Raw genomic sequence first — 26,955 nt, forward strand, 5'->3', positions numbered from 1 at the left:
GGCAGAAGGACACAGTATAATTTAATAATTTCGCCAACGAATTACCCCTTTCTTTCTTTGCGCTGATTTTATGCCGCTGCTGTCAATAGAATTTGCTGCCTTTTTCCTGTGCTTCTTCCCTGTTTACTGGCTGTTGGCCAAGCGGCCGCGCTGGCAGAATTGGCTATTGCTATTTACTGGGTTGGGTTGGTTGTGGCATTTGCATTGGGGGTTTGCCGTGGCCGTGCTAGCGTTTTCACTGGGTACTACGTTGATTGCTGCCGGTCTGTCGCAGGGAAGGGGACAGACGGCGCGTCGTAGATGGTTCACGGTTGGCGTGCTGCTGGCGATGTTGAATTTGTCGTTTTTCAAATATGTGGATTTCTTCCTGCCGCTGTTGCAGCGAAGCGGGCACGATGCGGCACTGGGTATTTTGATGCCGCTGGGCATTTCCTACTACACCTTTCAAGGCGTGGCTTATCTGGTGTCGCTCTACCGCAATGAAGACGTACGGCTCAAATGGCGCGAGCTTTTGCTGTATTTCAGCTTTTTCCCCACCATCACTTCCGGCCCGATTGCCCGTACCGGTCAATTAAAAAGCATCTATGGCACAGACGGCGGCATGGCGGCGCAAATCCGCAGCGAACAGCCGCGCACCATGATCCGCCCGGCGTTGGCTATTGGCCTGATTGTGCTGGGTATCTGCAAAAAATGGTGGCTGGCCGGGGCGCTAGGCGGTAACTGGGTGGATCCGGTGTTTGAAAACCCGCTGCAATACGACTCCATCACAGTGCTCACTGCGATGTATGGCTACACCATTCAACTATTTATGGATTTTTCCGGCTACACCGATTTGGTGGTGGGCATGGCTATGTTGCTCGGCTTTCAGCTGCCGCAAAACTTCGCCATGCCACTGCGCGCGTTTAATCTGCGCGATTTTTGGAACCGCTGGCACATCACGCTCTCCACCTGGATTCGCGACTACATCTATATCCCGCTGGGCGGCAGCCGCAAAGGCTGGCGGCGCACACAAATCAATTTGATGATTGCTATGCTGCTCTCCGGCATCTGGCACGGCCATGGTTGGAATTTCCTGCTGTGGGGCGCGTTGCACGGCGTTGGGCTGGTGGGGCTGAATATCGGTGATAAAATGCTGGGTGGGCGCGAGAAACTGTCCGGCTTGTCCCGTTTTGGTAAACTAGTAGCGGTACTGTTTACCGTAAACTTTGTCTGTCTCGCCTTTGTAGTATTCCGCACTGAAAGTCTGGCCGATACCAGGCTGATGTTCCGATCGTTGTTGGGTGGAGGCGGCAGTGGCGTACCGGAATTGGAAACCTTATTAGTGCTGGGTGCGATGGTGTTCGCACTGGCCGCCTACGGCCTCTTATCCAAGCTGTTTGACAGCGCAATAGTGCTCTTGGAACGCCTGCCGATGTGGATGTGGCCGCTACCGATGGGTGCCGCCATGTGGCTATTGATGGTGTTTGCCCCTTCCGGCATTCCGGGCTTTATGTATGCCAACTTTTAATAACCATAATAATAAGAAAGGATTGGGCAGTTATGAATCCCAGCAAAGCCAAACGCAGAGCCAATAAGAACAAACACCGCAACAAAGCCGCACGCCGCAAATCTAGTACAAAAAAACGCCCTGAGCAGCTGGAATTACCGGTATCTGTATCGGAGCAGGTAGCAACCAACCCCGATTCGCAAGCCAAACCCGCAGCCAAAGCGGCCAAAACCGAATCCGCATCGCTAACCCATTTTCAGGTAGCCTCAGGCAAAACAACCAGAGCAGGGCACAAAACGCCGCAGCGCAAACCGAAACCTGCACAATTTGCTACCGTGCGTCCGGCCAAAACCGCTCACTCCGTGGCCGACGCAATCGGCATCCCGAGTGCAACACCGGATAACCAAAGCAAGCCCACCTCCCCGGTGTGGCGGCTGTATGCGGCTATGCTGCTCACTGCACTGTTCACCGTGTGGTTTAGTCAAGATTCTATCAACGCCTATTGGCAGCAAACCTACCACCGTGCTAGCCCTTTGGAAAAATTAACCGACTATGGTTGGTGGCGTAACGGCAGCCGTTGGCAGCAGGCAGCCTTGCAGCGGCATGAAGCTGCTCTAAGCTGGCTGGAAACCGAAAACAAAAGCTGGCGCGAGCAGCACGCCACCGCACACATCCCGCCGGGTGTAGTGTTACCCACTGCATCTGCTGTACCGCCCGAAACCAGAACCAAATCCGCTTCCGAGCCGGCTGCGGCACAAAACACCGCATCCAAACCACTGCACGAGTGCGTGCAGCTTTCAGCAGGCGACAAAGTATTCTTTGCTGGCGATTCCATGATGGAAGGTGTAGCGCCGCATGTACAGAGATGGTTGAGCAGCCAATACGGCATCGACTCACTCAACCTCAGCCGTCAAAGCACTGGCCTTTCGTACCCCAGCTTCTTCGACTGGCCGGGCACCATAGAAAAAATCTTGCGGGAAGATCAAAAAATCAAGTTGCTGGTGGTGTTCCTGGGGCCAAACGACCCTTGGGATTTCCCCAATCCTGAGCCGGGCACCCAAAGCTACCTGAAATTCCAAAGCCCTGAATGGGAACAGGTTTACCGGCAGCGTATTGAACGCATTGTTGTTGCCGCCAAAGCAGCTAACGTTCAGATTATCTGGCTGGGCATTCCGCTGATGAAGAGTACCCGCTTCAATGCCCAAATGCGTTACTTAGACAGCCTATTTGCCAGTGAGCTGGCCGGAAAAACCATCTGGTTACCTACCGACAAAATCATGGGTGGCGAAGATGGGAAATACCGAGACAGCATCAGCATCAACGGACAAACCGTCCGTTTGCGCAGTAAAGACGGCATTCATTTCACCATAAAGGGGCAACAGCTTCTGGCCGACCAGATAGCAGGCCGCATCGACTATCAGCCCACCAATTCCGTTGCGCCCGCCACCCCACCGCCTCCGAAACTGTGATGGCGAATAGAAAATCATAATTTAAGGATAGCTCGAGTAATGTTGTTTTCCAAAAAAGGCCGCCAACTGGCCTTAATGACTGTCTGCCTGCTCGCCTGCCAGGCCTGCAGCGCCGAAACCGCCGCCCAAGGCTCTTCTGAAAAAGCCGAGCTCACCAACTACGGCAGCTGGCAGCCCGTGTGGCTCGACAAGCTGCAACGGCTCAACCGTGGGGACGACGTGAAATTCCGCATCATCCAGCTGGGCGACTCTCATACCGCCGGCGACTACTTCACCAACGAATTGCGCACCCGCCTGCAACAACAGTGGGGTGATGGCGGCATCGGCTGGGTATATCCCAACACTGTATCCGGCCAGCGTAACGCCCAAGTGCTGCATAGCAGCAGCGGCTGGCAGGTGTTGAGCAACCGCAACGCCCGTGCCGAATTCCCATTGGGCGGCATTCTTAGCCGCTCCTCTGGCGGCAGCGGTAGCGTAACCGTTAACCCCCGCAGCCCTATCAGCGAAGCCCAACAAATCACCATCACCGCCCGCCCCGTGTTTGCCGACAGCGAACTTAAAGTGCACAGCGCACAAGGCAGCCAAGTCGCCTCCCTGCCCAATCTCGGCAGTAACGCTTGGCAGTATTTCTCCTTCACCTCCCAGCTGCCGCTCAGCTACCGAGCTCAAGCTGGCGATATTTGGGAAATCGGCCACATCAACATCGAAAACAACCACCCCGGCGTAACCGTATCGGCCATGGGCATCAATGGCTCGCAGCTCTCCCAATGGAGCGGCTGGCGCGCCGATTGGCAGCAGGATTTGTCTGCCACCCAGGCCGATTTGGTCATCCTGGCCTACGGCACCAACGAGGCGTTTAACAGCCATCTCGACATGGCGCAAACCAAACGCATCTGGGCCAATACCATCCATAAAATCCGCGAAGCCCTGCCTGGTGCCGGCATCCTGATTATCGGCGCACCTGAGTCGCTTCAAGGACGGCACGGCCAATGCGGCCAACGCCCGCCTTATCTTGACGCCATACAGCAAATGCAGCGCGAAGTGGCGCAGCAGGAGCAAATTTTGTATTGGTCGTGGCAGGCTGCTATGGGGGGCGTGTGCAGTATGAAAAGCTGGATGGCACAAGGCTTAGGCGCGCGCGACGGTGTGCATTTCACCGCTCAAGGTTACCAAACCGCTGCTGGCAAACTGGCCGACGACATCATCAAACTGGCCAATAAATAACCCGCCCAAACAGATTTCAGGTAGCCTTAGATACGAGGCTACCTGAAAATACAATAGACCCATTACCTATTCGCTCCGGAGCCCAACCATGCCGCAATGCCAAGACATCATCCGCTGGTGCAACGAATTTTTGCGCACTGCCGAATTCCACGACTACGCCCCCAACGGCCTGCAGGTGGAAGGGCGGGAAGAAGTGCATAAAATCGTGTGTGCCGTTACCGCCAGCCAGGCTGCCATCGATTATGCCGTGGCGCAGGATGCCGATATGCTTTTGGTGCACCACGGCCTGTTTTGGAAAAGCGAGCCGATCACCATCACCGGCTGGAAACACCGCCGCATCGCCACGCTTATCCGGCACAACATCAATATGGCCGGCTATCACCTGCCGCTCGATGCCCACCCTGAACTGGGTAATAACGCGCAGCTGGCAGTACGCATGGGGTGGCACATAGAAGGCCAAACCGGTGAGCAAAACCTACTTATGTTCGGCACGCCAGAGGCAGAGGCAGACGGCCATGCACTGCTGGCTAATCTGGCTGAGTGTTTGGGACGCAAGCCGGTTTCCGCCGGCAATTTGTCGCGGCCGGTGCGTAAGCTGGCCTGGTGTACCGGTGGGGCGCAGGGTTTTTTCCAGCAGGCGATCGATATTAGTGCAGACGCCTTCGTTACCGGCGAGATTTCCGAAGCGCAATACCATTTGGCGCAGGAAAACGGTGTACTGTTCGTGAGTGCCGGCCACCACGCCACCGAACGTTACGGCATCCAGGCGCTGTCAACACGATTACAGCAAGAATGGCCGCTGGAATGCCTGTTTTTTGATGAAGACAATCCAGCCTAAGTTTAAGTTGTCGTGTAATCTTTACATCTTGCTTTTCAGGTAGCCTTGGATGCATTTTTATCATTTGAACAAGCTGTTACATTGTTGCACTTATGCCCATGCCCCCTGCTGCGGCAAGACAAATCTTTACTTTATTTTAAATATTTCTTTAAGTGTTGATTTAGGTTAAGTTAAATCACGCCGCTGCGCTATTGGCAGGATGAGGCCTTTGCAAAGTTGCCTCTTTGCGACGCCACAACGGCTGTTGTGCAAAAGCCTTGGTATTTCGGTATTTTTAAAGTATTAGGATGATTGAGTAATGACTAACCAAGAAATCAATCAAGAACAACGGCGCTTTTTGGTACTGGCCACTGCCGGAGCCGCTGGTGTGGTGCGCTGGGGGTAGCCAGCCTTTCGTTGTCAGTTTTTCCCTTCGGAAAAGGCCAAAGCAACCGTTGCGCCGATCGACATCGACATGAGAAAAATTGAAACCGGCCAGTTGGTTACCGCCGAGTGACGCGGCAAGTGGATTTGGGTGCACGCTGGAAAGGGGGCTTCTTTTGCCTGTGCTATGGTTCCAAATTCAACTTGGTCAGCCGTGCGTTCAAAGGAATGCCAGCGCCGTCCAATCTGGTGATCCCTCCTTATAAATATCTATACTGAAACCACCATCCGCGTGGGTGAAGACGGCTTATACCGAGGAACAAATCAAGACCAATCAAACTATAACCTAAACCAATACTATCTGCCAGCCACACTTACTGCGGTGGAATACATCATACGAGATGTGTCTGACGGCTGGATTATCCGCTATATGTACTCCTCGGCACTTCGTTGTTCTTCATCGTGGTGTACCTGCTATATTCCGCGGCCTGATTTACGGCTCGTTCAAAAAACCGCGCGAGCTCGTGTGGGTGTGTAGTGCGCTGATTTTCCTCGCCCTGACGGCGGAAGCCTTTCAGATGTCGTTTGGGGGCACGCAGGTAATCATCAACCTGTTCGGTGCCATTCCCGTAATCGGCCCTGATTTGTCCACTTGGATTCGCGGCGACTTTAACGTTTCCGACGTTACACTCAACCGCTTCTTTGCCCTGCACGTGATGGCCATGCCGCTGGTGCTGGTCGGTTTGGTGATGGCGCATTTGATTGCGCTGCACGAAGTGGGCTCCAACAACCCAGACGGCGTGGCAATCAAGTGTAAATCAAAAAACTGAAAGACGAAAACGGCATCCCGCTCAACAGCTTCCCCTTCCATTCGTATTACACCATGTAAAAGATATTTTGGTTCCTGATTGTGTTCTGCTCCATCATGTTCTTCGCTCCTGAAAGCGACCGCTTCCTCGAAGCGCCCAACTTCAACGTGGCCATCTCACTGAAAGCTCCGGAGCACATCGCCCCGGTATGGTATTTCACCTCGTTCTACGCCATCTTGCGCGCTGTTCCCTCGTTTCCTGGCACGTAGATGTGAGGTGTAACCGGTATGGGTGCGGCAGTGATTCTGATTGCCCACCTGTCTGGCTCAACCGCTCGCCGGTAAAGTCTGTGCGCTACCGTAACACCACCTTCAAAACCTTGCTGGTGCTGTTCCTGTTCGCCATCATACACTGCCGCTGGCCTACTTCCTGAAGAAGGAATAAAAGAATACTGGAAAAACGTGCACTAAGCATACCGCAGCAAGAAACACAGCTTGGAAACAGCTTGTGTTTTTTGGGGAAAGAGGCTACCTGAAAAGCTGAAACGACAGTTTAATTTCAGGTAGCCTCAAATCAGTCCAGGCTACCTGAAACCATAAACCACCAGCAAAGAAAGCAAGCCGCAGGCCGGATGCTGGTATCTAACAAAGCGCCTGATATACTGAATACTTCAAATCACAGCAGCTATATTTTTAGGTAGCCTCAAACCGATTCAGGCTACCTGAACCCCAATCAAAGAGCCACCGAATGCAAGCCTTTATCAAAGAAGCCTACCAACTGTTTGCTCCCTATACAGTCCGCTTCCCTCTCAATATCTGCACCTGCGAATGCTGCACGCCTAAAGACTGCCAACGCGAACTGCTGCGCTACCGATTACGCGAGATTCCTGCCAACAACCTAGCCGGCTATCTGGGCAGCGTGCCACTGGCAGACGAAGCCGCCACCGCGCGCGATATGAAGCATTTCCTGCCGCGCATTTTGCAGGCCTTGGTAAACGACGAAGATGTGCGCCCCACCGATGAAATGCTGCTCGACAAATTGCGCTGTGACCTGCCCGAATGCTGGTCGGAAGATGAAATCCGCTGGCTGCACCGCTTCGCTGCCGCTTGGTTTGCACACCAAATTGCCGCTCCGCGCTACGAAGGCTGTCTGTCCACGTGGCTCGTCATGTTCCACTTTGCGGGCCTAGACGTAACCGACAAGCTGCTCGCCCTGTGGACACAGTCTGCTTCTGAAACCAACGCCCTGCGCGAATTTATCGGCCTGTATCTGACCATACCCTATGGTGCAAACGAACCGGACTGGTATAAAGCCTGTTATCTCCCCGACCATCGCCCGCATCGTGAGTATCTAGTCACCAAACTTTCTGTCTGGTTTGCTGACCCGCACACCCGCGCCACCTTTCGCCGAGCCTCTGAGCAAGCCTTGCTGGCCGGCCGTGAAAAGCCGGAAGAAACCCTGCTGTGGGAACAATGCTACAACTGGCTGGCTTGAAGACTACCTGAAAAACCGGCCGAGCAATTTGAGCCACATAGCAATTCACGTTATTTGAGCTTTACTGCTGCACCGCTTGCAACCAACCTTGAGCTTACTTCCAGAGTAGGGCAGCATTACCACTTTGCTTGCCAATAAAAAGCATCTTCTGAATAAAAGCAAATCCGTCATCCATCCTCTAAAAGGCTACCTGAAATTCTAGCGCCGCTGTTTTCAGGTAGCCTTTCTTCCACCTGCCAAAGGCTAGCTGCAATCTGCCGTTCGGTTTTGGCTGGCTTTCAGGTAGCCTGCTTATTGTGCGCTATAATCCCGCTGTTTTCATTTCACACAAACGGTTGCCCAAATGCGCAAAACCCTCCTCCTCGTTGACGGCTCTTCTTATCTCTACCGCGCTTATCACGCGATGGCGCAGTTGTCCGCGCCTGACGGTGCGCCGACGGGTGCGCTTTATGGCGTGTTGAACATGTTGCGCCGGCTGCGGGCGGATTATGTGCACGATTATTGCGCGGTGGTGTTTGATGCGAAGGGTAAGAATTTCCGCCACGAGATGTTCCCCGACTATAAGGCGACGCGCCCGCCGATGCCGGACGATTTGCGCCCGCAGGCGGAAGCCTTGCCGGATTTGGTGCGGTTGATGGGTTGGCCGGTGCTGGTGATTCCGCAAGTGGAAGCGGACGACGTTATCGGCACGCTGGCGGCGATGGCCGGCAAAGCAGGTTGGAATGTGGTGGTGTCCACCGGCGATAAGGATATGGCGCAGTTGGTCAACGATCGTGTGACGCTGGTGAACACGATGAGCGGTGAAACGCTGGACATTGAAGGCGTGAAGGAAAAATTTGGTGTGCGTCCCGACCAAATCCGCGATTATCTCGCGCTGATGGGCGACAAGGTGGACAACGTGCCGGGCGTGGAAAAGTGCGGCCCGAAAACGGCGGTGAAATGGCTGGAAGCCTACGGTTCGCTGGCCGGTGTGATGGAACACGCTGCGGAAATCAAAGGCAAGGTCGGCGAAAACCTGCAAGCCGCTTTGGAACAACTGCCGCTGTCGTATGATTTGGTAACGATTAAAACCGATGTGGACTTGCACACCGAGCTTTCAGACGGCCTCGAAAGCCTGCGCCGCACTACGCCTAAATGGGCGCAGCTGGTTGTCGATTTCAAACGCTGGGGTTTCCGCACTTGGTTGAAAGAAGCGGAAAGCCGTATGCACGAAGCAGCGGACGGCGATTTGTTCGGCAGCGATACGATAGGCGAACAGGCGGCGTTGGATATGGAAACGTCGTCTGAAAGGCTACCTGAAAAAGCCGTTGCCCCCGATACGCTGGATTATCAAGCCATTACCACCGAAGCGCAGTTTTCCGCCTTGTTGGACAAACTGGCTCAGGCGAACAAAATCGGCATCGATACGGAAACCACGTCATTAGACGCGATGAATGCCGCGCTGGTCGGCATCAGCATCGCGTTCCAAGCAGGCGAAGCGGTTTACATCCCCGTAGGGCACAGCCTGACCGCCGCGCCCGAACAGCTTGATCTGCAAGACGTATTAGGTCGTCTGAAACCGCATTTGGAAAAACCCGCCCTGAAAAAAATCGGGCAAAACCTCAAATACGACCAACACGTTTTCGCCAACTACGGCATCGCCCTGAACGGCATTGCCGGCGACGCCATGCTCGCTTCCTACATCATCGAGAGTCATCTCGGACACGGATTGGACGAATTGTCCGAACGCTGGCTGGACTTGGAAACCATTACCTACGAATCGCTGTGCGGCAAAGGCGCGAAACAAATCGGTTTTGCCGACGTCGCCATTGAGCAGGCAACCGAATACGCCGCCCAAGACGCAGATTTCGCCCTGCGCCTCGAAGCGCACCTGCGCGCGCAGATGGACACCAAACAGATTGAAATGTATGAAAAAATTGAGCTGCCCGTCGCGCAGGTATTGTTTGAAATGGAACGCAACGGCGTGCAAATCGACCGCGCCGAACTCGCCCGTCAAAGCGCAAAACTCGGCGCAGAGCTGATGAAGCTCGAACAAGAAGCCTACGCCGCCGCAGGCCAGCCGTTCAACCTCAACTCTCCAAAACAGCTTCAAGAAATCCTGTTCGACAAAATGGGCATTCCCACCAAAGGCCTGAAAAAAACCGCCAAAGGCGGCATTTCCACCAACGAAGCCGTGCTCGAACAGCTCGCGCCCGACTACCCCCTGCCTAAAATTATCCTGCAAAACCGCAGCCTGGCGAAACTCAAATCCACCTACACCGACAAACTGCCCGAAATGATTTCCCCCAAAGACGGCCGCGTGCATACCACCTACGCCCAAGCCGTCGCCATTACCGGCCGCCTCGCCAGCAACAACCCCAACCTGCAAAACATCCCCATCCGCACCGCCGAAGGCCGCCGCGTGCGCCACGCCTTCACCGCACCGCAAGGCAGCGTCATCGTTTCCGCCGACTATTCCCAAATCGAGCTGCGCATCATGGCGCACCTCTCCGGCGACAAAACCCTCATCACCGCGTTCCAAAACGGCGAAGACGTACACCGCCGCACCGCCGCCGAAGTATTCGGCATCGCCCCCGAAAACGTCTCGCCCGAACAACGCCGCTACGCCAAAACCATCAATTTCGGCCTGATTTACGGCATGGGTCAATACGGCCTCGCCAAATCGCTGGGCATAGACAACCTGTCCGCCAAAACCTTCATCGACCGCTACTTCGCCCGCTACCCCGGCGTCGCCGAATACATGCAGCGCACCAAAGAACAAGCCGCCGCCCAAGGCTTCGTCAAAACCCTGTTCGGCCGCCGCCTCTACCTGCCCGACATCCGCAACAAAAATGCCAACGCCCGCGCCGGAGCCGAACGCGCCGCCATCAACGCCCCCATGCAAGGCACCGCGTCCGACCTCATCAAATGCGCCATGATAGACGTGTCCCGCTGGCTGGTTTCAGGTAGCCTGAATAGCAAGCTGATTATGCAGGTGCATGACGAACTGGTGCTGGAAGTACCCGAAGCCGAACTGGATTTAGTCAAAGAAAAACTGCCGCAGATTATGGCGGCAGTGGACGAAGGGATGTTGAAAGTGCCACTGGTGGCTGAGGTAGGCGTGGGAATGAATTGGGAAGAGGCACATTAAAAAGGTTAGTTACATTTATTGATTAACACAAAAAGGCTACCTGAAATTTTCAGGTAGCCTTTCATCTCAAGTACTAAACTGCTCTTACTGCGTCAGCACATCCACACCCTGCGGCGGGGTAAAACGGAATTGGCTGCGGGAGAGGTTGGATCTGGTATTCAGATTGTTGAATTTGATAGTGGTTTGGTTGCCAAAGCTGTCTTTTAGGCGCATTTCGGCCAGATCGTCACCTTTGAAGCCAAGGCGGATGTATTGGTAGCCGGCGTTGGAATGCTTTGGCGTGGCCAATACGTAGTCGATGCCGCCGGCGGAGCCGTCTTCTTTTAGGGTGTAGCTGGCGGAGAGGGCGTCTTTATTGGAGAGGATGGCGGCGGGGCTGTCGCCGATGGCTTGGTTTTGCGCGGTTTTGGTGATTTGCGCCAAGTCGATGTCGTAGAGCCAAATGTAGCTGCCGTCGCCTACGATGGTTTGTTTGTAGGGGCTGGTATATTCCCATTTGAAGAGGCCGGGGCGTAGGATGCTGAAGCGGCCTTGGGCATTGCGGGTTTTGTTGCGGCTTTGCACGCTTTGGCTGAAGCTGCCGCTGATACCGTCGGTGTCGGCATTGAATTTTTGCAGGGCTTCGATGCCGCCAGCCTGGGCGCTGCCGATGGCTATTGCCAAAACGGCTGCGGCGGCCAGGCGGAAGGTTTGGGTTTTCATCGTTTTTCCTTTGTGCGAATCAAAACGGAATACGGCGCATTGTACCAGCTTGGGCGTGGCGGGGCAGGGCGGTGGGAATTGTGAAGATAGCAGGGCAAAGGAATTTTTCCGCTGCGGCAAGGCATTAGGCAAAATAGGGTGGCGAATTTTTAACCGGATTTTATTCCTGCGCTATAATTCACGGCTGCGGTAAGCGGCGGAAAAGATTGCGGTAGATGCAGCGAGCCGCAGACAATACAGATAGCACGGTAAGGCGAGCCAACGCGGTAGCATCCTCATTTTAATTCACTATACTTTTCAGGTGGCCTCACCCGCCTTCTTGGAGAACCTTATGATTCAAGCTGTATTATTCGATTTAGACGGCACATTGGCCGACACTGCGCTGGATTTGGGCGGCGCACTCAACCGCCTCTTGGCCAGAAACGGCCTGCCTGCCGTGCCGATGGAACAAATCCGGCCAGTGGCCAGCCATGGTGCCAACTATCTGATTAAGCTGGGCACGGGCATTGAAAAAAGCCACCCCGACCACTCGCGCTGGCGGCAGGAATACCTGGCCGAATACGAACACGGCTTTTGCGATGAAACCGTGTTGTTTGAAGGCATCAACCTCATGCTCGAGCAGCTCGCCCGCCGCCGCATTGCCTGGGGCATCATCACCAATAAGCCGCACCGTTTCACCAGCCTGCTCGTGCCCGAGCTGGGCTTTATCGCCCCGCCTGCCGTGGTGGTGAGCGGCGACACCTGCGCCGAGTCCAAACCTAGCACGCTGCCGATGCACCACGCCTGTCGGCAAATCGGCATTGCACCTGAGCGCTGCCTGTATGTGGGCGATGCCGAACGCGATATGGTGGCGGGCAAAAACGCCGGCATGGCCACAGCCCTGGCCAACTGGGGCTACATTGCCGAGAGCGACCCGGTGCACGAATGGCCGGCCGATGCACGGCTGGATGCGCCCGGGCAGATTTTGGATTTACTATAGCCGAGTAGCTTAACCTTTACCTAATGGAGAACGTCTTAATGAAAAAAATCAGCTTATTGCTGCCTATTTGCGCCACACTGGCCTTGAGTAGCTGCTTTATGTCGCAGAAATCGTAAATCATGCACCGCGAAGAGCTGTATAACGCACAAGACCAGGCTCAACTACGCATTTACGGCCAATACGGCCACGATGTGGTGCACATGATCCCGAACAGCAGCTGCGAACAATGGGCAGAAAACAAGGCCGACGCCGCCACACCAGATTTACTGGTGGCCTGCCGCGCCGCATCCGCAACCTTTCGGTGGGCATGCCTACCACTCAGCGCAGCAACACTGTGAATGCCGATACCGGCGTGGTGTTCCGCGAATCGTATAAAGAATTTGTTGTGCCCGCCAGCAAACCGCTGGTGCTCGATGGCGCGTTTCCCAGTAAAACCACCAGCCAGGTACACCGCTGTTACACCGCCAGCAGCCTCACCCCGCAGGCTGGCAAGAATTACGAAATACAGTATTCGCGCGGCGGGAACAGCTGCGATGTGGCTGTAGTGGAAATCCTGCTGCAAGCCGAAGGCGAAGTGCATCCCACCCGCCCCGCATCCATTCAATATTGCCCAATGCCGGGCACCAGCTATTAAGCAGCAAAGGCTAGCTGAAAGCATAGGCCTCAGAGAAAATCTCAAGCAGCAATCCAGTTTTCAGGTAGCCTGTTATTTGCATAGAGGCTACCTGAAAGCATCAACCATAGCTTCAGGTAGCCTTCCTTTCCAAAGAAACCTCATGTCCTTTTCCCTTATCATCATCGGCGACGAAATCCTGCACGGCAGCCGCCAAGACAAGCACTTTACCTTTTTCAAACAGCTGCTCAAAGAGCGCGGCCTGCTGCTTGATTCTGTGCAATACCTGCCCGACAATCGCCAACTCCTCGTCCACCGGCTGCGCCAAAGCTTTGCCGAAGGCCTGCCCACCTTTGTTACCGGCGGTATCGGCAGCACGCCGGATGACCACACCCGCCAAGCTGCGGCCGAAGCCCTCGGTCTGCCACTGGCGCTGCACCCGCAGGCCGCTGCCAACATCGAAGCCGTATCCCTCAAACACGGCGACAGCCTCGGCAGCCTCGGCCACCAAATCCGCCTGCGCATGGCCGAATTTCCCCAAGGCAGCAGCCTGATTCCCAATCCCTACAACAACATCGCCGGCTTTTCTATCTGCGAACACTACTTCCTGCCCGGCTTCCCCGTAATGGCACAGCCCATGGCAGCTTGGGTACTCGACGAATACTACGCCCATCTCCAACACCAAACCGAACGCCGCAGCGTCAGTGCTTGGATCGACTTGCCCGAATCCCGTATCAGCGCCCTGATGGCCGACATCGAACAGCACTACCCCGGCATCCGCAGCTTCAGCCTGCCTGCCACCCCCACCACCCAGCAGCGCTACCACCTGCTGTTCGGCCTCAAAGCCGAAGGGGAAGCTTGTAGCCGGCTGGATGCAGCTTGGCAGACAGCCGAAGCCGGCTTGAAAAAGCAGGGCGCCACACAGATTGAGCTGGCGCCGGAAGACGTGTAAACAGAAAGAAATCGGTTTCAAGTAGCCTTCAGCATGATTGAGGCTACCTGGAATTTTTTATAACCAAAGCACTTCATACTGCTTTATCTAGCTTTATTGTACTAGCTGTACTGTCTGCGGCTCATTGCTTTGCGTGAAACAATAATTATTTCATACATATACCTTAACCACGCTGTCAATCGGAATGTCGGATTCGAGGCTCTGGCTTACAGGAGCGGCAACATAAAGGCTACCTGAAGCTATTTTCTTCCTTACTACGCCGGCGAGGAAATCTTATAGCAACAAAACCAGTCACTAGCTGCTTAGTGATAATACAAGAATGGAAACAAATGGCGACAAACATGCGGGCATTTCAACCCCGCCAATTTTGCAGCACCCATTTGATGTCGTCACCTAGCTGCTCGACGCTTATGGTGTGCCAATTGGACTCACAGCTGAGAGCGGCAGGGTTTTCAGGTAGCCTGAACAAGGCGGACGATTGCGTGCCGCCGAGTAGTTTGGGCGCTTGGTAGCAGACGATTTCGTCCACCAAATCCTGCGCCAAAAATGCGCTACCCAGTGTGGCTCCGGCTTCCAACATCAGCTCGCCGATGCCGCGAGCGGCCAAATCGGCCAGCACGGCATTCAGGCTGATCCGGCCTTGGGCGTCAGCTTTCAAACGGCAGATTTCGGCGGCGGCGGGCGCGGGGCTGTTGGACAAGGTATAGATGAGCGTGGGAGCACTGCCATCAAGTAGATGGCTGCCGGCAGGCAGGCGCAGGCGGCTGTCGAGCAGCACGCGCAGCGGGGGGCGCAGGGTGGGGAAGTCGCGCACGGTGAGGCGCGGATTGTCAGCCAGGGAAGTGCCGATGCCGGTGAGCACGGCACAGCTTTCGGCGCGTTGGATCTGCACATCGTGCCGAGCGGCGGCACCAGTAATCCATTGGCTTTGGCCGCCGGCGAGCGCGGTTTTGCCGTCGAGGCTGGCGGCGGTTTTCAGCTTCACAAACGGGCGACCGCGTTCGATGCGGGAGAGGAAGCCGCGGTTGAGCAGCCGCGCTTCGCGTTCCATCAGGCCGCAGGCTACCTGAATGCCGGCGGCTTCAAGCATGGCCAGCCCTTTGCCCGCCACCAGGGGATTGGGGTCTTGCATGGCGGCCACTACACGGCGCACGCCGGCGCGGATCAGGGCTTCGGCACAGGGCGGGGTGCGGCCGTGGTGGGCACAGGGCTCAAGGGTAACGTAGGCGGTGGCGCCTTGCGCGGCGCTGCCGGCCTGGCGCAGGGCGTGCACTTCGGCATGCGGCTCGCCGGCCTTGAGGTGGAAACCTTGGCCGACAATCTGCCCGCCCTGCGCAATCACGCAGCCAACGCGCGGATTGGGCGAAGTGGAAAAACGGCCTTGCCAAGCAAGGGCAATGGCTTGCTGCATCAGGGCGTGGTCGGTGGGGGAGAATTGGGGCATTTTGAGTAAGAAATGGATAGAGGGAAACGGAGTAAATAAGGTTTTCAGGTAGCCTTTAAACGGAAAGAAAGGCTACCTGAAAAGGATGCCGATATTTTCAGATAGCCCAATCGGCAATCCTTGCTACTGGGTTCTGACTTATTCTCAGCAGTTTATGCACTTTCTCCAACGTGAACCAGCCTCCGCGCCTATCTCCGGCCCGATAGCACTGATAAGCCTGCTCGACCAATTGCCAGCATTGATCGAATACCAGCTTGGGGCCTTCTTCTACTGCCATGTCCAAACCTAAATATAAGCCATCAAAAGTAGAATCTAAAGTCCAGTATTGCCCAGGATAAGCCATTCTTTCGGGGAAATCATTTGGCGCACACATTTGCACAAATATTATCATGTCCTTAAAGCTGTGCAGGTCGTTAAACCCGAATTCCGTCATTCCTTTCACGGTTATATTCCCACGCGCATGACTCTTACTTGTTGGAGTTTGTGTTTTCGGATTTTCAAGTAGCCTCAAGGCTTAAACGGCAGGCCGAAGTGGCTGTAGCTGCGTTCAGTGGCGACGCGGCCGCGCGGGGTGCGCTGGAGGAAGCCTTGTTGGATAAGGTAGGGCTCGATCACGTCTTCGATGGTGTCGGGGCTTTCGCCGATGGCGGCAGCGATGTTCTCCAGCCCAACGGGGCCGCCGGCAAATTTGTGCAGCACGGCTTCGAGGAATTTGCGATCCATCATGTCGAGGCCTTCGTTGTCCACATCGAGCATTTGCAGGGCGGCATCAGCCAGGGCGGCATCCACGCGGCCGTTACTTTTCACTTCGGCATAGTCGCGCACGCGGCGCAGCAGCCGGTTAGCGATGCGGGGGGTGCCGCGGCTGCGGCGGGCAATTTCGAGTGCGCCGGTGTCGTCGAGGCTCATTTGCAGTAGGCAGGCGGAGCGGGAAACGATGGTGGCGAGGTCGGTGCTGCTGTAAAACTCGAGGCGGGAGACGATGCCGAAGCGGTCGCGCAGGGGGTTGGTGAGCATACCGGCTCGGGTGGTAGCACCAACGAGGGTGAAGGGAGGCAGGTCGATTTTCACGCTGCGGGCAGCAGGGCCTTCGCCGATCATGATGTCGAGCTGGTAGTCTTCGAGGGCGGGGTAGAGGATTTCTTCCACCACGGGGCTGAGGCGGTGGATTTCATCGATGAAGAGTACGTCGTGCGGCTCGAGGTTGGTGAGCAGGGCGGCAAGGTCGCCGGCGCGTTCGAGCACGGGGCCGCTGGTTTGGCGCAGGTTCACGCCGAGTTCTTTAGCGATGATGTGGGCAAGGGTGGTTTTGCCCAGGCCGGGTGGGCCGAACAGGAGGGTATGGTCGAGGGCTTCGCCGCGCTTTTTGGCGGCTTGGATGAAGATGCCGAGCTGCTCTTTGGTTTTGGCCTGGCCAATGTAGTCGGCGAGGGTTTTGGGGCGCAGGGCGCGTTCGAGCTGCTCTTCCTGGCTGGAAATCTGGCGGGCGGTGATGAGGCGTTCGGGTTCGGCAGCGGTGAGGGAATCGGTGTGGAGCATGATGAGGAAGGGGTTTCAGGTAGCCTTAGTGGTTTAATTTCATTGCGGTTTTGTTTTAGCTCCGCAAAAGCTCTGCCTTGGCTTCGCCAAAATATCACTTTCAGGTAGCCTGTTGGCGAGGAAGGCTTCGATTGATCCGGGCTGGCGCCGGCTGTTTTCCAGCCATTCCGGCAGCCATTCAGTGATGCGTTCGCTGATACGGCGGATGAAGGTGCCGGGCTGGGGTTCGTCGATATATTCTTGCTGGCGTACTAGGACGAGCGGATCTTCGCTGCCGGGTTGTTACCGGGCAAAGGCGAGGGCTTCGGCATGGGTGGCGAAAGCATGGAAGTAGTCGTCGCCTTCATATAAATCGGGGACGCCGCGCTCGGGATGGCACCATACGCGGTATTCGAGCACGTCATCGTAGAAATAGCCACTGCCGGAATGGCAGTGGGCAGGGTAAATACCCACTTTTTCAGGATAGGTGGCGGGCGGGTAGGGGGATTGGCTCATTTTGTGCGGTGCTTGTTTGGAAAATAATCAGAAGGCTACCTGAAATGGCAGCCTTCTGTTACTGGGCTAGGGGGCAGATGCGCCCTTCGGCGGGACGGAAGCGGCCGAGGCGGTGGCAGGCGCAGATGCCGGCGTGGCCGGGGTACTGGAATCGGCGGGCAGGGAGCTGTCGGGCAACAGGTTTTCATCGGCTTGCGATTCGATGCGTTTGCCGTTCATGCTGAAGGTTTTGTTGCGCACGACGATGTGGGTGCTCACGATTTGGTTGCCGTCGATTTTCAGGTAGCCTTGCCGCGCCATGCTTTCGAGCACGCTGTCGAGCCACAGGCGCACGGCTTCTTTGATTTCGTGGTCGGCATCGGGTAGGGAGGGATCGACACTGATGTAGTTTTTAGCTTGGGCGACGGTGAGCCGCTCGATCACTTGCTGCGGTACGGCAATGTGGAAATCGGCATCGGTTTGGGCGAGCATTTTGTCAATGTCGTTCAAATCAGCGGTAGTGAGGTTGCTGAATTTGAGTTCGCCGTTGCCGCTGATCATGCCTTGCGGGGTGGTGAGGTCAAACTGTTTGAGCCGGATAACGGGATCGTTGGTGAACAGGCCGGCGGCTTCGTTGCGCAGGGCGGCAAGCAGGGCTTCGCGCATTTGCTCGTCGCTGAGGCGCTGGGTGATGAGCTGGTCGCGGCGGGTTTTGAGCGCGGCGAGGCTTTCGGCATCGATGTGTTCGGCGCTCACATGGATGGCCAGCGGGCCGTAGTTGTCGCTGCCGTAGTTGAGCTTGGCGAAGCCGAATTTGCCTTCGGTGTTCACCCAGCGGCCGTCTTGATCCATGCGGGTTTCGATTTGCAGGTCGTTGAGGGTGATTTTGGCGGGCGGCACTTGGCCGTAGGGGTTGATGAAGCTGCCGATTTGCAGGTCGGACACCATGTTCAGCACATCGTTGAGGCGGATGTCGTAGTTGATGCTGTCTTTCCACTCCACTTCCACTTGGCCGAGGGTGAGCTTGCTGTTGCCCAGGGCCAGGTTGTGGCTGCCTTCGTGGGTTTCGGTGTGCAGCTGGAGGTTTTTGTAGGAAACGCTGCCTTTGTCGGCCAGGGTGATGGTGAGGCCGGGGTTGTTCAGGCTGCTTTGGTATTCAGTAAAGTATTTGGTGTAGTCGGTGCTGCCTTCGAGGCCTTGCCAATTAATGGCGATGCCGGAGAGCTCTTGGTATTTGAAAGCGGGCACCTGCCAAGTGAGGCGGCCGTTGCCGTTGAGTTGGATCACGTTGCGCAGGCTGGCAGGGGCTTGGCTGCCGAAGAAGCGTTGCAGTATTTCGCGGCTTTCGGGCTGGAAAACGAATTCGGTGTCTACCACGGCGCGCACAGGCATGCTGCCGTTGGCAAACAGGCTGTGTTTGATGTTGCTCTCCAGCGTGATGGGCTGGGTGAGGATGGTTTTAATGTTGTCGGGCAGTTTGTCTTGCAGCTGCGCCAGGAAGGTGGGCTTGAAGCGCACCACGGTGGTTTCGTGCGAACTGAACCAGCTGCGCTCGTAGCGGCGGGATTCGACTTGCAAGAAGGATGTGTGGCTCAGGATTTCATGCTGTTTGTTCAGGCTTTGTTCGGCTTTGATGCCAAGATAGTAGGGCGCGCCGAGGAATAGGGCGGCCAGCAGCAGGATGAGGCCGGAGAACAGCCAAAGGAGTTTTTTCATGCAACAACCAAAATGCGTGATATTAGGAAAGCGCAAGGATAACACCAAAACGGGGCACTGTCTTGGTGCTGGGCAAGCAAGAGGCTACCTGAAAACGGATTTTTACTTTCGTTAAAATTGTTTTCAGGTAGCCTGTGTGCCCTTAACGGGCTAAAACGGACAGTAAATTAGGCGCCGGTGCCGCTGAGGGCATTGATGCTGTAGCCGCCGTCCACGTAGGTGATTTCGCCGGTGATGCCGGAGGATAGGTCGGACAGCAGGAAGGCGGCAGTGTTGCCCACTTCTTCGATGGTTACGTTGCGGCGCAGCGGGTTTTGCGAAGCAACGTGGTTGAGCAGGCGGCCGAAATCAGCGATGCCGGCGGCAGCCAGGGTTTTAATCGGGCCGGCAGAGATGCCGTTGCAGCGGATGCCTTCGGGGCCGACGCAGGCGGCGGTGAAGCGGATGGCGGCTTCCAAGCTGGCTTTGGCCATGCCCATTACGTTGTAGTTGGGTATGGCCCGCACGGCACCCAGATAAGTAAGCGCGAGGATGGCGCTGTTGCGGTTGCGCATCATCGGGCGGGCTGCTTTGGCCAGCGCGGGCAGGCTGTAGGCGGAAACGTCGTGTGAAATTTCAAAGGCTTCTCGGCTGATGCTGTCTAAGAAATCGCCGCTGAGGGCTTCTTTGGGCGAGAAGGCGATAGCGTGCACCAGGCCGTCGAGACCATCCCATTTTTTGCCCAGGTCGGCAAATACTTGTTCAATTTCAGCATCATTTTGCACATCACAGCGGAATACCAAATCGGAGCCGAAGTCGGCCGCCATTTTGCGTACGCGTTCTTCCAATTTGTCTACCACATAGGTAAACGCCAGCTCAGCGCCTTGTTCACGGCAGGCTTTGGCGATGCCGTAGGCAATGGAACGCTCGGAAATCATGCCGGTAATCAGGATTTTTTTGCCTTGCAAAAAGCCCATTTTTTTTGTCCTCGGGGAAGTTGTCTGTGTGCAGGCTGTTTGGTTTTCAGGTAGCCTGCGCCCAAAAGCGGGGCATTATAGCTTAATTTAAGGTGCCAGAGTAAATCCGGCGCTGTTTTGCGTGTGCTGCAAACAGCCGAAACCCGCTGTTTTCGGCAGCGGGCTTCAACTTTTCGGTTTTGAGTATTGGGATGTTAAGCAATTGGTTTCGCTAGGCGCACTCCTGTGGAATTGGGTAGATATAGCTTCTTCAGCTATGCCCATAAGAAAGGGGTGTAGCTATTATACACAAACGATAATTGTTATCAATATTTAAATAGAAAATATTTTTATTAATACGCATGGATGCGATTTATTTTCACAATCCTAGCAACAGGCAATACGAGCGACTGTCCAGCCGTTATATAATGCCGCCCGACTTTCGTTTTCAATCCTTTAACGCCATGAACACAGCGCACTCCACCGTTTCCGCACAACTGTTGCACGCCAACCAACTGGGCACCGATGAAATCGCCCGTGCTTTATCTGCCATTTCTGCCCACCAAGTGGACTATGCCGATATTTACTGCCAGCGTACCGCCTATGAAAGCTGGCATTTGGAAGAGGGCATGGTGAAATCCGGCAGTTTTCAGATTGATCAAGGTGTGGGCGTGCGGGCGGTGTCGGGCGAGAAAACCGCGTTTGCCTATGCCGACAGCTTAAGCCCGGCCGTATTGCGGCAGGCGGCAGAAGCGGTACGCACCATCGGCGCAGCGGGGCAGGAGCGGCAGGTTAAGCTGGCTGGTTCAGCCAGCCGCCAGCAGGTTGCACTCTACACGCCAGACAACCCGATTCCCGGCTTAGATTCAGCCGCCAAGGTGGCGCTGCTCACCCGTGTGGAGCAGCTGGCCAAAGCTGCCGATCCACGGATTGTGCAAGTGATGGCCGGGCTGACTTGCGAACACGATCTAATCTATCTGGCGCGGTTAGACGGCATCACCGCTGCCGATATCCGCCCGCTGGTGCGCCTGAGCATTACCGTGGTGGCCAAGCAGGGCGAGCGGCGCGAAGTAGGCAGCTTTGGCGGCGGCGGGCGGCACGGGCTGAACTATTTCAACGAAGAGCGGCTGCGCAGTTATGTGGAGGCGGCGGTAAAACAGGCCTTAGTCAACCTAGAATCGCGCCCCGCGCCCGCCGGCAGCATGACCGTGGTGCTCGGCAGCGGCTGGCCGGGCGTGCTGCTGCACGAAGCCGTGGGACACGGACTGGAAGGCGATTTCAACCGCAAAGGCACCAGCGCGTTTGCCGGCCGTTTGGGCGAACGCATAGCAGCCAAAGGCGTAACCGTGGTGGACCAAGGCAATATCGAGCTGCGGCGCGGGTCGCTCAATCTGGACGACGAAGGCAACGCCACCCGCCAAACCGTGCTGATTGAAGACGGCATCCTGGCCGGCTACCTGCAAGACGAAACCAACGCCCGGCTGATGGGCATGGCGGTAACCGGCAACGGCCGCCGCGAAAGCTACGCTGCCGCACCGATGCCGCGCATGACCAACACTTTCATGCAAAACGGCACCCGCGAGCCGGAAGAAATCATCGCCTCAATCGAAAAAGGCCTGTATGCCGTGAACTTCGGCGGCGGACAGGTGGACATCACCAGCGGCAAATTCGTATTCAGCGCCTCCGAAGCATGGTGGGTGGAGAACGGCAAACTGCAATACCCCGTGAAAGGCGCCACCATCATCGGCAGCGGGCCGGAAGTGCTCAAACACGTGAGCATGATCGGCAACGATATGGCGCTCGATAGCGGCATCGGCGTGTGCGGCAAAGAAGGCCAGAGCGTGCCCGTGGGCGTGGGGCAGCCTACTCTGCGCATTGATGCCGGCTTAACTGTAGGCGGCAGCGAAACGGCTTGACGGAAAAGGCTACTTGAAAAAGGGTTTCAGTAGCCTTTGTTGCATCTTGTTTTTGTATTGTTGGCGCATCATCGCTTGGTATAAAGATATGTTACAGTATGGCTGATTAAACCAAGCTTCAAAACAAAAGATGTTTTTATTTAGACAAGGAAGGCTGCGGCTCGCTTCGCTTGCCTTGCCCTGCTCCATCATCTGTTGCTTGAGTTTCATAAAAAATCGCCCTTGGTCTATGACACAAGGGCAATCTTTGCTTACTCGAATGCAGGCTGGCTGTCAAGAAACCGCCTAAGATACTGTTCAGATTGGGTTTTACTGCTCGCCCCTGTTGTCGGGGCGTAATATAAGGCTACCTGAAACTTTTAGCTTCGCAGAAATTTCCTGCGCTACGTTTTCAGGTGGCCTTTGTTTACTTTCTAAACTGTTCTTCGTATTACTGTTTTCTGAAGTCTTTCAAAGTGCCGTCCATGTTGAAATCGATAGAGTATTTGGCACGCGGGGTTTCGATGGTGGAAGTAATCCAGCGGCGGGTTTGGTCCGGCACCCACAGTTGGAAGCTGGTGAAAGTCAGCTCGGTTTCGGTGGCTTCCACTTCCTTGGCTTTCTCGTTCCAAGTTTTGGCGATGGTGGCCACGGTGGCAAACTTGATGTCGTTCAGGGGAGTAACGTTGTCTTTCATGTCGCCGCCGCCGGAAATCTGCACCGGTTGCGGTTCGCTCCACTTGCCGTCTTCATAGGTGTAGTGGTCGATATTATCCGGTTTTTCCGGGTCTTGGATGTCGATTTCAATGCGCGGACGGTTGCTGCCATAGAATTGAACGTTTTGGAATACATTCAATTCCTTGCCGGAAAACTGCGGCAGGGCTTTGAGGGAATCTTCTGCTGCCTGCAAAGCTTGGGCGTTGCTCAGGAAGTTATCCATAGAAGCTGCTTCCTGCTGGCTGCCGCTCTCAGCCTGCTGGCTGCCCTCCTGGCTTTGCGAGGCTTGTTGCTGTTGCACGGGGGCTTGTTCATCGCCGCCTTTGCCACCACAGGCGGAAAGGCCGAGTACTGCAGATACACACAACAACCAAAGTGCTTGTTTAGATTTCATAAAGTCATTCCTTCTTTCAATATTGGTTGGATAAGTCAGCATTGCTGCTGGGTGGTATTGTAAAGAAAATTGCTGTGTTTTTCAAAATCGTAGCCGATAAGACACGGTATCCGCCCAAAATTTGGTTGTTAGATGTTGGCTCGCACAATATAAGGATTGATGCATTTATAATTCCTCGTTTTTGGCGTATTTCTTCACAATGCGTTTTTCGGATGCTGTCTATTTTCGATGTATCTGCGCGCTCTGTTTTGCTTGTTTTAAACTACACTTTAAAAAATGAGGAGTTTGTAAATATCATAGGCTATCTGCAACCGAATCTATCTTTTTCAGGTAACCTTTTTCCTGTCTACTAAAACCACAGGCTGATCAAAGCCAAAATAGGCAGCCCGCCTTGCTTGAACAGAATACTTTTGTTGGGGGCGCACCGCAGGCGGTAACGGTGATGCAGTTGAGCAGCAAAACGGCGGCGAATTCTTTCGGCTGGGAGGCAAACAAGATGGCGTAGACGAGCATGAGGGCAGTGCAGCCGTTGTAGATGCCTTGGTTGCGCATCAATACGTTGAAGCGCGGCTCGGAGAGTTACTCTTGGCTGAGCTTGAATACGCGGGCGGTGGCGGGGGAGGTGGTGGCGAAGGGTTCGAGATACATGATGTAGCCGAATAGGGCGGCAGTGAGTAAAACGAGGATCTGCGAGAGGATGGGCATAGTTTCCCTTAGTTGTGTGTGGTGAAAGTGTAGTTTTATTTTAATTTTAATGGATTAAGACAATATGGAATCGATCAGCAGACCGCTGCCGAAAAGTAGGTTGACGGCCAAGGTGAAACGTACGATGTGCGGCAGTTCGCGACCGGCGGCGGCGGGGTTGGTGGCGGTTTGCAGGCGGTGCAGGTGGGTGGCGGCCAACGGCAGCGCGGTTAGCCAGAAGAGGCCGCTAGGGATTTGAGGGGCGAGGGCGGCGTAGCAGATGAGGGCGGCGGCGAGGAGGAGGCGGTGCAGGGTTTTGCTGCGCTCAAAGCCAAGCCGGGTGGCGGGGGTGGTTTTGCCTGATTGGCGGTCGCTTTCGATGTCGCGCATATTGTTGATGTGCAGTACGGCAGCGGCGAGCAGGCCGCAGCCAGCGGCGGGCAGCCAGCCCTCTGGCGGGCAGCTGCCTTGTTGCAGATAGGCGCTACCCTGTACACCGAGCAGGCCGAAAAACAGGAATACGCTGATTTCGCCAAGCCCGTGGTGGCCGTAGGCGTGGCGGCCGAGGGTGTAGGTGAGGGCAGCGATGAGGGCGAGGCTGCCTAAGAACAGGAAGGCGAGCCACTGCTGCGGGTGGCGCAAGCTGAGGGCGATGAGTGTGCTGCCGAGGAGCAGGGCGGCCAGTATGCTGGCAGCGAGGAGGCGGCGGATGTGTGGGAGGGGGATTTGGCCACTGGCGGTAAGACGCTCGGGCGCATCAGGGGCGCGATAACGGTCGGTACCGCGTATGCCGTCGCCGTAGTCGTTGGCAATATTGGAGACGATTTGCAGGGCCAGTGCGGTGAGCAAGCTGAGCAGGAACACGCTGCCGCGCCAGCTTGCTGGGCTGCTGTGCCAAGCGATGGCATTGCCGCAGCAAACGGCGGCAAGGGCCAGCGGCAGGGTGCGCGGACGAATGAGGCGGAATAGGGCGTGCATGGCGGGAGTGGCTTGGAGGCTACCTGAAAAATTCAATCGGCAGTTTCAGGTAGCCTGATACGAAAAACAGGCATGATACCCGATTCTGCGCTATCGGGCTGGGGCTTGCGCTTTTTGCTTGTGTTGGGTCAAGCCGGAAGGTGCATAAATTGTCGGGCAGCTTCAAGCGTTTTCGGCTAAAATACGCAGTTTGGTTTCGGCACAGCTTGCTGTGTTGCTGCCTCTATTTTAACTTCGCTGAAGCTCCGCCTTTTCAGGTAGCCCGTATCGGCCAAGCCGATGCTTTTGCCTGCCATCACGACCGCTTACTTTTTGCCAAAATATGAACAATATCCGCAACTTTTCCATCATCGCCCATATTGACCACGGTAAATCCACGCTCGCCGACCGCTTCATCCAACACTGCGGCGGCTTGGAAAACCGCGAAATGAGTTCGCAGGTTTTGGATAGCATGGACATCGAAAAAGAGCGCGGTATCACGATTAAGGCGCAAACCGCCGCACTAAATTATAAAGCCAGAAATGGCGAAACTTATTTTTTAAATCTGATTGATACGCCTGGGCATGTCGATTTCTCCTATGAAGTTTCCCGCTCGCTTTCTGCCTGTGAAGGCGCGCTGTTGGTGGTGGACGCATCGCAGGGCGTGGAAGCGCAAACCGTGGCCAACTGCTACACCGCGATTGATTTGGGCGTGGAAGTGGTGCCGGTGCTGAACAAAATTGACTTACCCGCCGCCGATCCCGACCGCGTGGCGCAGGAAATTGAAGACATCGTCGGTATTGATGCAGTGGGCGCAGTAACCTGCTCGGCCAAATCGGGGCTAGGTGTGGAAGACGTGCTGGAAGAAATCGTTGCGAAAATTCCCGCGCCGGAAGGCGACGAAAACGCGCCGCTGCAAGCCGTGATTATCGATTCGTGGTTCGACAACTATGTTGGCGTGGTGATGCTGATCCGTGTGAAAAACGGTCGGCTGAAACTGAAAGACAAAGTGCGCTTCATGTCCACCAAGGCTGAGAGCCAAGTGGAGCAGCTTGGTGTGTTTACGCCGAAATCGGTGAACAGGCAAGAGCTTAAAGCGGGCGAAGTAGGCTTTTTGATTACCGGCGTGAAAGAGCTCGGCCAAGCCAAAGTGGGCGATACGGTTACTTTGGTTGCCAACCCTGCTTCTGAGCCGCTGCCCGGCTTCAAAGAAGTACAAAGCCAAGTGTTTGCCGGCCTCTATCCGGTGGAAAGCCACGACTACGAAGCCCTGCGCGATGCGTTGGAAAAACTACAACTCAATGATGCTTCATTAAAATTTGAGCCGGAAGTGTCTCAAGCCCTTGGCTTTGGCTTCCGCTGCGGCTTCCTCGGCCTCTTGCACTTGGAAATTGTGCAGGAACGCCTGGAGCGCGAGTTTGATATGGACTTGATTACCACCGCGCCTACCGTGGTGTATGAAGTGATTTTGAAGAGCGGCGAACATATCGAAGTGGAAAATCCTTCTAAACTGCCGGATTTGGCCACGGTGGAATCCATTTTGGAGCCGATTATCACCGCCACCATCCTGGTGCCGCAGGAATACGTGGGTAATGTGATGACGTTGTGTAACCAGAAGCGTGGCGTGCAAATCAATATGCAGTATCTCGGCCGCCAGGTGATGCTCACTTATGATTTGCCGATGAACGAAGTGGTGATGGACTTTTTCGACAAGCTCAAATCCACCTCGCGCGGCTATGCCTCGCTGGACTACCATTTCAAAGAGTTCCGTGCCGCCAATTTGGTGAAACTAGATATTATGGTGAACGGCGACAAAGTGGATGCGCTCAGCCTGATTGTGCACCGCCAAAATGCCGTATACCGTGGCCGCGAGCTGGCAGCGAAAATGCGCGAACTGATTCCGCGCCAAATGTTTGACATCGCCGTGCAGGCTGCTATCGGCAGCCAGATTATCGCTCGCGAAAACGTGAAGGCGCTGCGCAAAAACGTATTGGCAAAATGCTACGGCGGCGACATCACGCGTAAGAAAAAACTGCTGGAAAAACAAAAGGCCGGTAAGAAACGCATGAAGCAGGTGGGCAATGTGGAAATCCCGCAGAGCGCATTTTTGGCGATTTTGCAGGTGGGGGATAAGTAGCCAC

The 26,955-nt window shown here is 55.4% G+C and carries 23 protein-coding genes and 2 pseudogenes; 13 read left to right on the forward strand and 12 right to left on the reverse strand.

Going from position 1 to position 26,955, the window contains the following annotated elements; all coding sequences use genetic code 11:
- Positions 1 to 70 precede the first annotated feature (70 nt).
- The 8 genes and pseudogenes from A7P96_RS07990 (at position 71) to polA (ending at position 10,813) form a co-directional block, all read left to right on the forward strand.
- Complete coding sequence (locus tag A7P96_RS07990) at positions 71 to 1,507, forward strand: MBOAT family protein (protein WP_067526115.1); 1,437 nt, start codon at positions 71 to 73, stop codon at positions 1,505 to 1,507.
- Between the two features lie 425 nt (positions 1,508 to 1,932).
- On the forward strand, positions 1,933 to 2,955 hold the full coding sequence (locus A7P96_RS07995) for a DUF459 domain-containing protein (RefSeq protein WP_067526368.1): 1,023 nt from the start codon (positions 1,933 to 1,935) through the stop codon (positions 2,953 to 2,955).
- Positions 2,956 to 2,994: 39 nt separating this feature from the next.
- A complete protein-coding gene (locus A7P96_RS08000) occupies positions 2,995 to 4,179 on the forward strand; it encodes an SGNH/GDSL hydrolase family protein (protein WP_067526117.1) in 1,185 nt (394 codons plus the stop codon).
- An 88-nt stretch (positions 4,180 to 4,267) separates the two neighbouring features.
- The gene (locus A7P96_RS08005; RefSeq protein ID WP_067526120.1) at positions 4,268 to 5,017 is read left to right on the forward strand and encodes a Nif3-like dinuclear metal center hexameric protein; all 750 of its coding nucleotides are present in this window, start codon (positions 4,268 to 4,270) and stop codon (positions 5,015 to 5,017) included.
- A gap of 298 nt (positions 5,018 to 5,315) precedes the next feature.
- Positions 5,316 to 5,684 (forward strand): annotated as a pseudogene (locus A7P96_RS11045) (ubiquinol-cytochrome c reductase iron-sulfur subunit); the annotation flags it as partial.
- A 39-nt stretch (positions 5,685 to 5,723) separates the two neighbouring features.
- Positions 5,724 to 6,598: pseudogene (locus A7P96_RS10850) on the forward strand (cytochrome bc complex cytochrome b subunit); the annotation flags it as partial.
- Positions 6,599 to 6,936: 338 nt separating this feature from the next.
- Positions 6,937 to 7,683, forward strand: coding sequence for a hypothetical protein (locus A7P96_RS08015; RefSeq protein ID WP_067526123.1), 747 nt, complete (start codon positions 6,937 to 6,939; stop codon positions 7,681 to 7,683).
- 343 nt (positions 7,684 to 8,026) lie between these two features.
- Entirely contained in the window at positions 8,027 to 10,813 is a 2,787-nt protein-coding gene (gene polA / locus A7P96_RS08020) for a DNA polymerase I (protein ID WP_067526124.1), read from the forward strand.
- A gap of 84 nt (positions 10,814 to 10,897) precedes the next feature.
- Here the strand turns inward: polA and lolA are convergent, their stop codons facing one another.
- Entirely contained in the window at positions 10,898 to 11,515 is a 618-nt protein-coding gene (gene lolA, locus A7P96_RS08025; protein WP_067526125.1) for an outer membrane lipoprotein chaperone LolA, read from the reverse strand.
- Between the two features lie 331 nt (positions 11,516 to 11,846).
- Here lolA and A7P96_RS08030 point away from each other — a divergent pair, with 331 nt between their 5' ends.
- The 3 genes from A7P96_RS08030 (at position 11,847) to A7P96_RS08045 (ending at position 14,059) form a co-directional block, all read left to right on the forward strand.
- Positions 11,847 to 12,494, forward strand: coding sequence for an HAD family hydrolase (locus A7P96_RS08030; RefSeq protein ID WP_067526126.1), 648 nt, complete (start codon positions 11,847 to 11,849; stop codon positions 12,492 to 12,494).
- Positions 12,495 to 12,720: 226 nt separating this feature from the next.
- Positions 12,721 to 13,128 (forward strand): hypothetical protein, encoded by a 408-nt coding sequence (locus tag A7P96_RS08040; protein WP_156496312.1) that lies wholly within the window; start codon positions 12,721 to 12,723, stop codon positions 13,126 to 13,128.
- A gap of 142 nt (positions 13,129 to 13,270) precedes the next feature.
- Positions 13,271 to 14,059, forward strand: a complete 789-nt coding sequence (locus A7P96_RS08045) for a molybdopterin-binding protein (protein ID WP_067526134.1) — start codon at positions 13,271 to 13,273, stop codon at positions 14,057 to 14,059.
- 352 nt (positions 14,060 to 14,411) lie between these two features.
- Here the strand turns inward: A7P96_RS08045 and ribD are convergent, their stop codons facing one another.
- From ribD to fabI, 6 genes are all read right to left on the reverse strand, one after another.
- Entirely contained in the window at positions 14,412 to 15,503 is a 1,092-nt protein-coding gene (ribD, locus tag A7P96_RS08050; protein WP_067526136.1) for a bifunctional diaminohydroxyphosphoribosylaminopyrimidine deaminase/5-amino-6-(5-phosphoribosylamino)uracil reductase RibD, read from the reverse strand.
- Positions 15,504 to 15,600: 97 nt separating this feature from the next.
- On the reverse strand, positions 15,601 to 15,936 hold the full coding sequence (locus tag A7P96_RS08055) for a hypothetical protein (protein WP_067526138.1): 336 nt from the start codon (positions 15,934 to 15,936) through the stop codon (positions 15,601 to 15,603).
- A 74-nt stretch (positions 15,937 to 16,010) separates the two neighbouring features.
- Complete coding sequence (gene ruvB, locus A7P96_RS08060; protein ID WP_067526140.1) at positions 16,011 to 17,042, reverse strand: Holliday junction branch migration DNA helicase RuvB; 1,032 nt, start codon at positions 17,040 to 17,042, stop codon at positions 16,011 to 16,013.
- A gap of 282 nt (positions 17,043 to 17,324) precedes the next feature.
- Entirely contained in the window at positions 17,325 to 17,537 is a 213-nt protein-coding gene (locus tag A7P96_RS11050; protein WP_197476463.1) for a hypothetical protein, read from the reverse strand.
- Between the two features lie 66 nt (positions 17,538 to 17,603).
- Positions 17,604 to 19,232 carry a YdgA family protein gene (locus A7P96_RS08070; RefSeq protein ID WP_067526142.1) on the reverse strand — a complete coding sequence of 543 codons (1,629 nt, stop codon included), beginning with the start codon at positions 19,230 to 19,232 and terminating at the stop codon, positions 17,604 to 17,606.
- 167 nt (positions 19,233 to 19,399) lie between these two features.
- The gene (gene fabI / locus A7P96_RS08075; RefSeq protein ID WP_003822686.1) at positions 19,400 to 20,188 is read right to left on the reverse strand and encodes an enoyl-ACP reductase FabI; all 789 of its coding nucleotides are present in this window, start codon (positions 20,186 to 20,188) and stop codon (positions 19,400 to 19,402) included.
- 443 nt (positions 20,189 to 20,631) lie between these two features.
- Between fabI and tldD the strand changes: the two genes are divergently transcribed.
- Positions 20,632 to 22,083, forward strand: coding sequence for a metalloprotease TldD (gene tldD, locus A7P96_RS08080; protein ID WP_067526369.1), 1,452 nt, complete (start codon positions 20,632 to 20,634; stop codon positions 22,081 to 22,083).
- A 9-nt stretch (positions 22,084 to 22,092) separates the two neighbouring features.
- Here tldD and A7P96_RS08085 read toward each other — a convergent pair whose 3' ends face one another.
- The 5 genes from A7P96_RS08085 to menA all read right to left on the reverse strand — a co-directional run bounded on the left by A7P96_RS08085 (position 22,093) and on the right by menA (position 24,835).
- A complete protein-coding gene (locus A7P96_RS08085) occupies positions 22,093 to 22,293 on the reverse strand; it encodes a hypothetical protein (RefSeq protein ID WP_067526144.1) in 201 nt (66 codons plus the stop codon).
- Positions 22,294 to 22,513: 220 nt separating this feature from the next.
- Positions 22,514 to 23,173, reverse strand: coding sequence for a hypothetical protein (locus A7P96_RS08090; protein WP_067446405.1), 660 nt, complete (start codon positions 23,171 to 23,173; stop codon positions 22,514 to 22,516).
- A 366-nt stretch (positions 23,174 to 23,539) separates the two neighbouring features.
- The gene (locus tag A7P96_RS11055; RefSeq protein ID WP_231863667.1) at positions 23,540 to 23,725 is read right to left on the reverse strand and encodes a hypothetical protein; all 186 of its coding nucleotides are present in this window, start codon (positions 23,723 to 23,725) and stop codon (positions 23,540 to 23,542) included.
- A 27-nt stretch (positions 23,726 to 23,752) separates the two neighbouring features.
- Positions 23,753 to 23,878, reverse strand: a complete 126-nt coding sequence (locus A7P96_RS11425) for a DUF1304 family protein (RefSeq protein WP_255361176.1) — start codon at positions 23,876 to 23,878, stop codon at positions 23,753 to 23,755.
- Between the two features lie 54 nt (positions 23,879 to 23,932).
- Positions 23,933 to 24,835: a 1,4-dihydroxy-2-naphthoate octaprenyltransferase gene (gene menA / locus A7P96_RS08100; RefSeq protein WP_067526146.1), complete on the reverse strand. Its 903-nt coding sequence runs from the start codon at positions 24,833 to 24,835 to the stop codon at positions 23,933 to 23,935.
- A 322-nt stretch (positions 24,836 to 25,157) separates the two neighbouring features.
- On the opposite strand from menA, the gene lepA reads away from it, so the two are divergent.
- Positions 25,158 to 26,951, forward strand: a complete 1,794-nt coding sequence (gene lepA, locus A7P96_RS08105) for a translation elongation factor 4 (protein ID WP_067526148.1) — start codon at positions 25,158 to 25,160, stop codon at positions 26,949 to 26,951.
- Positions 26,952 to 26,955 lie beyond the last annotated feature (4 nt).

Source organism: Eikenella sp. NML03-A-027, from assembly GCF_001648395.1.
Taxonomy (GTDB): domain Bacteria; phylum Pseudomonadota; class Gammaproteobacteria; order Burkholderiales; family Neisseriaceae; genus Eikenella; species Eikenella exigua.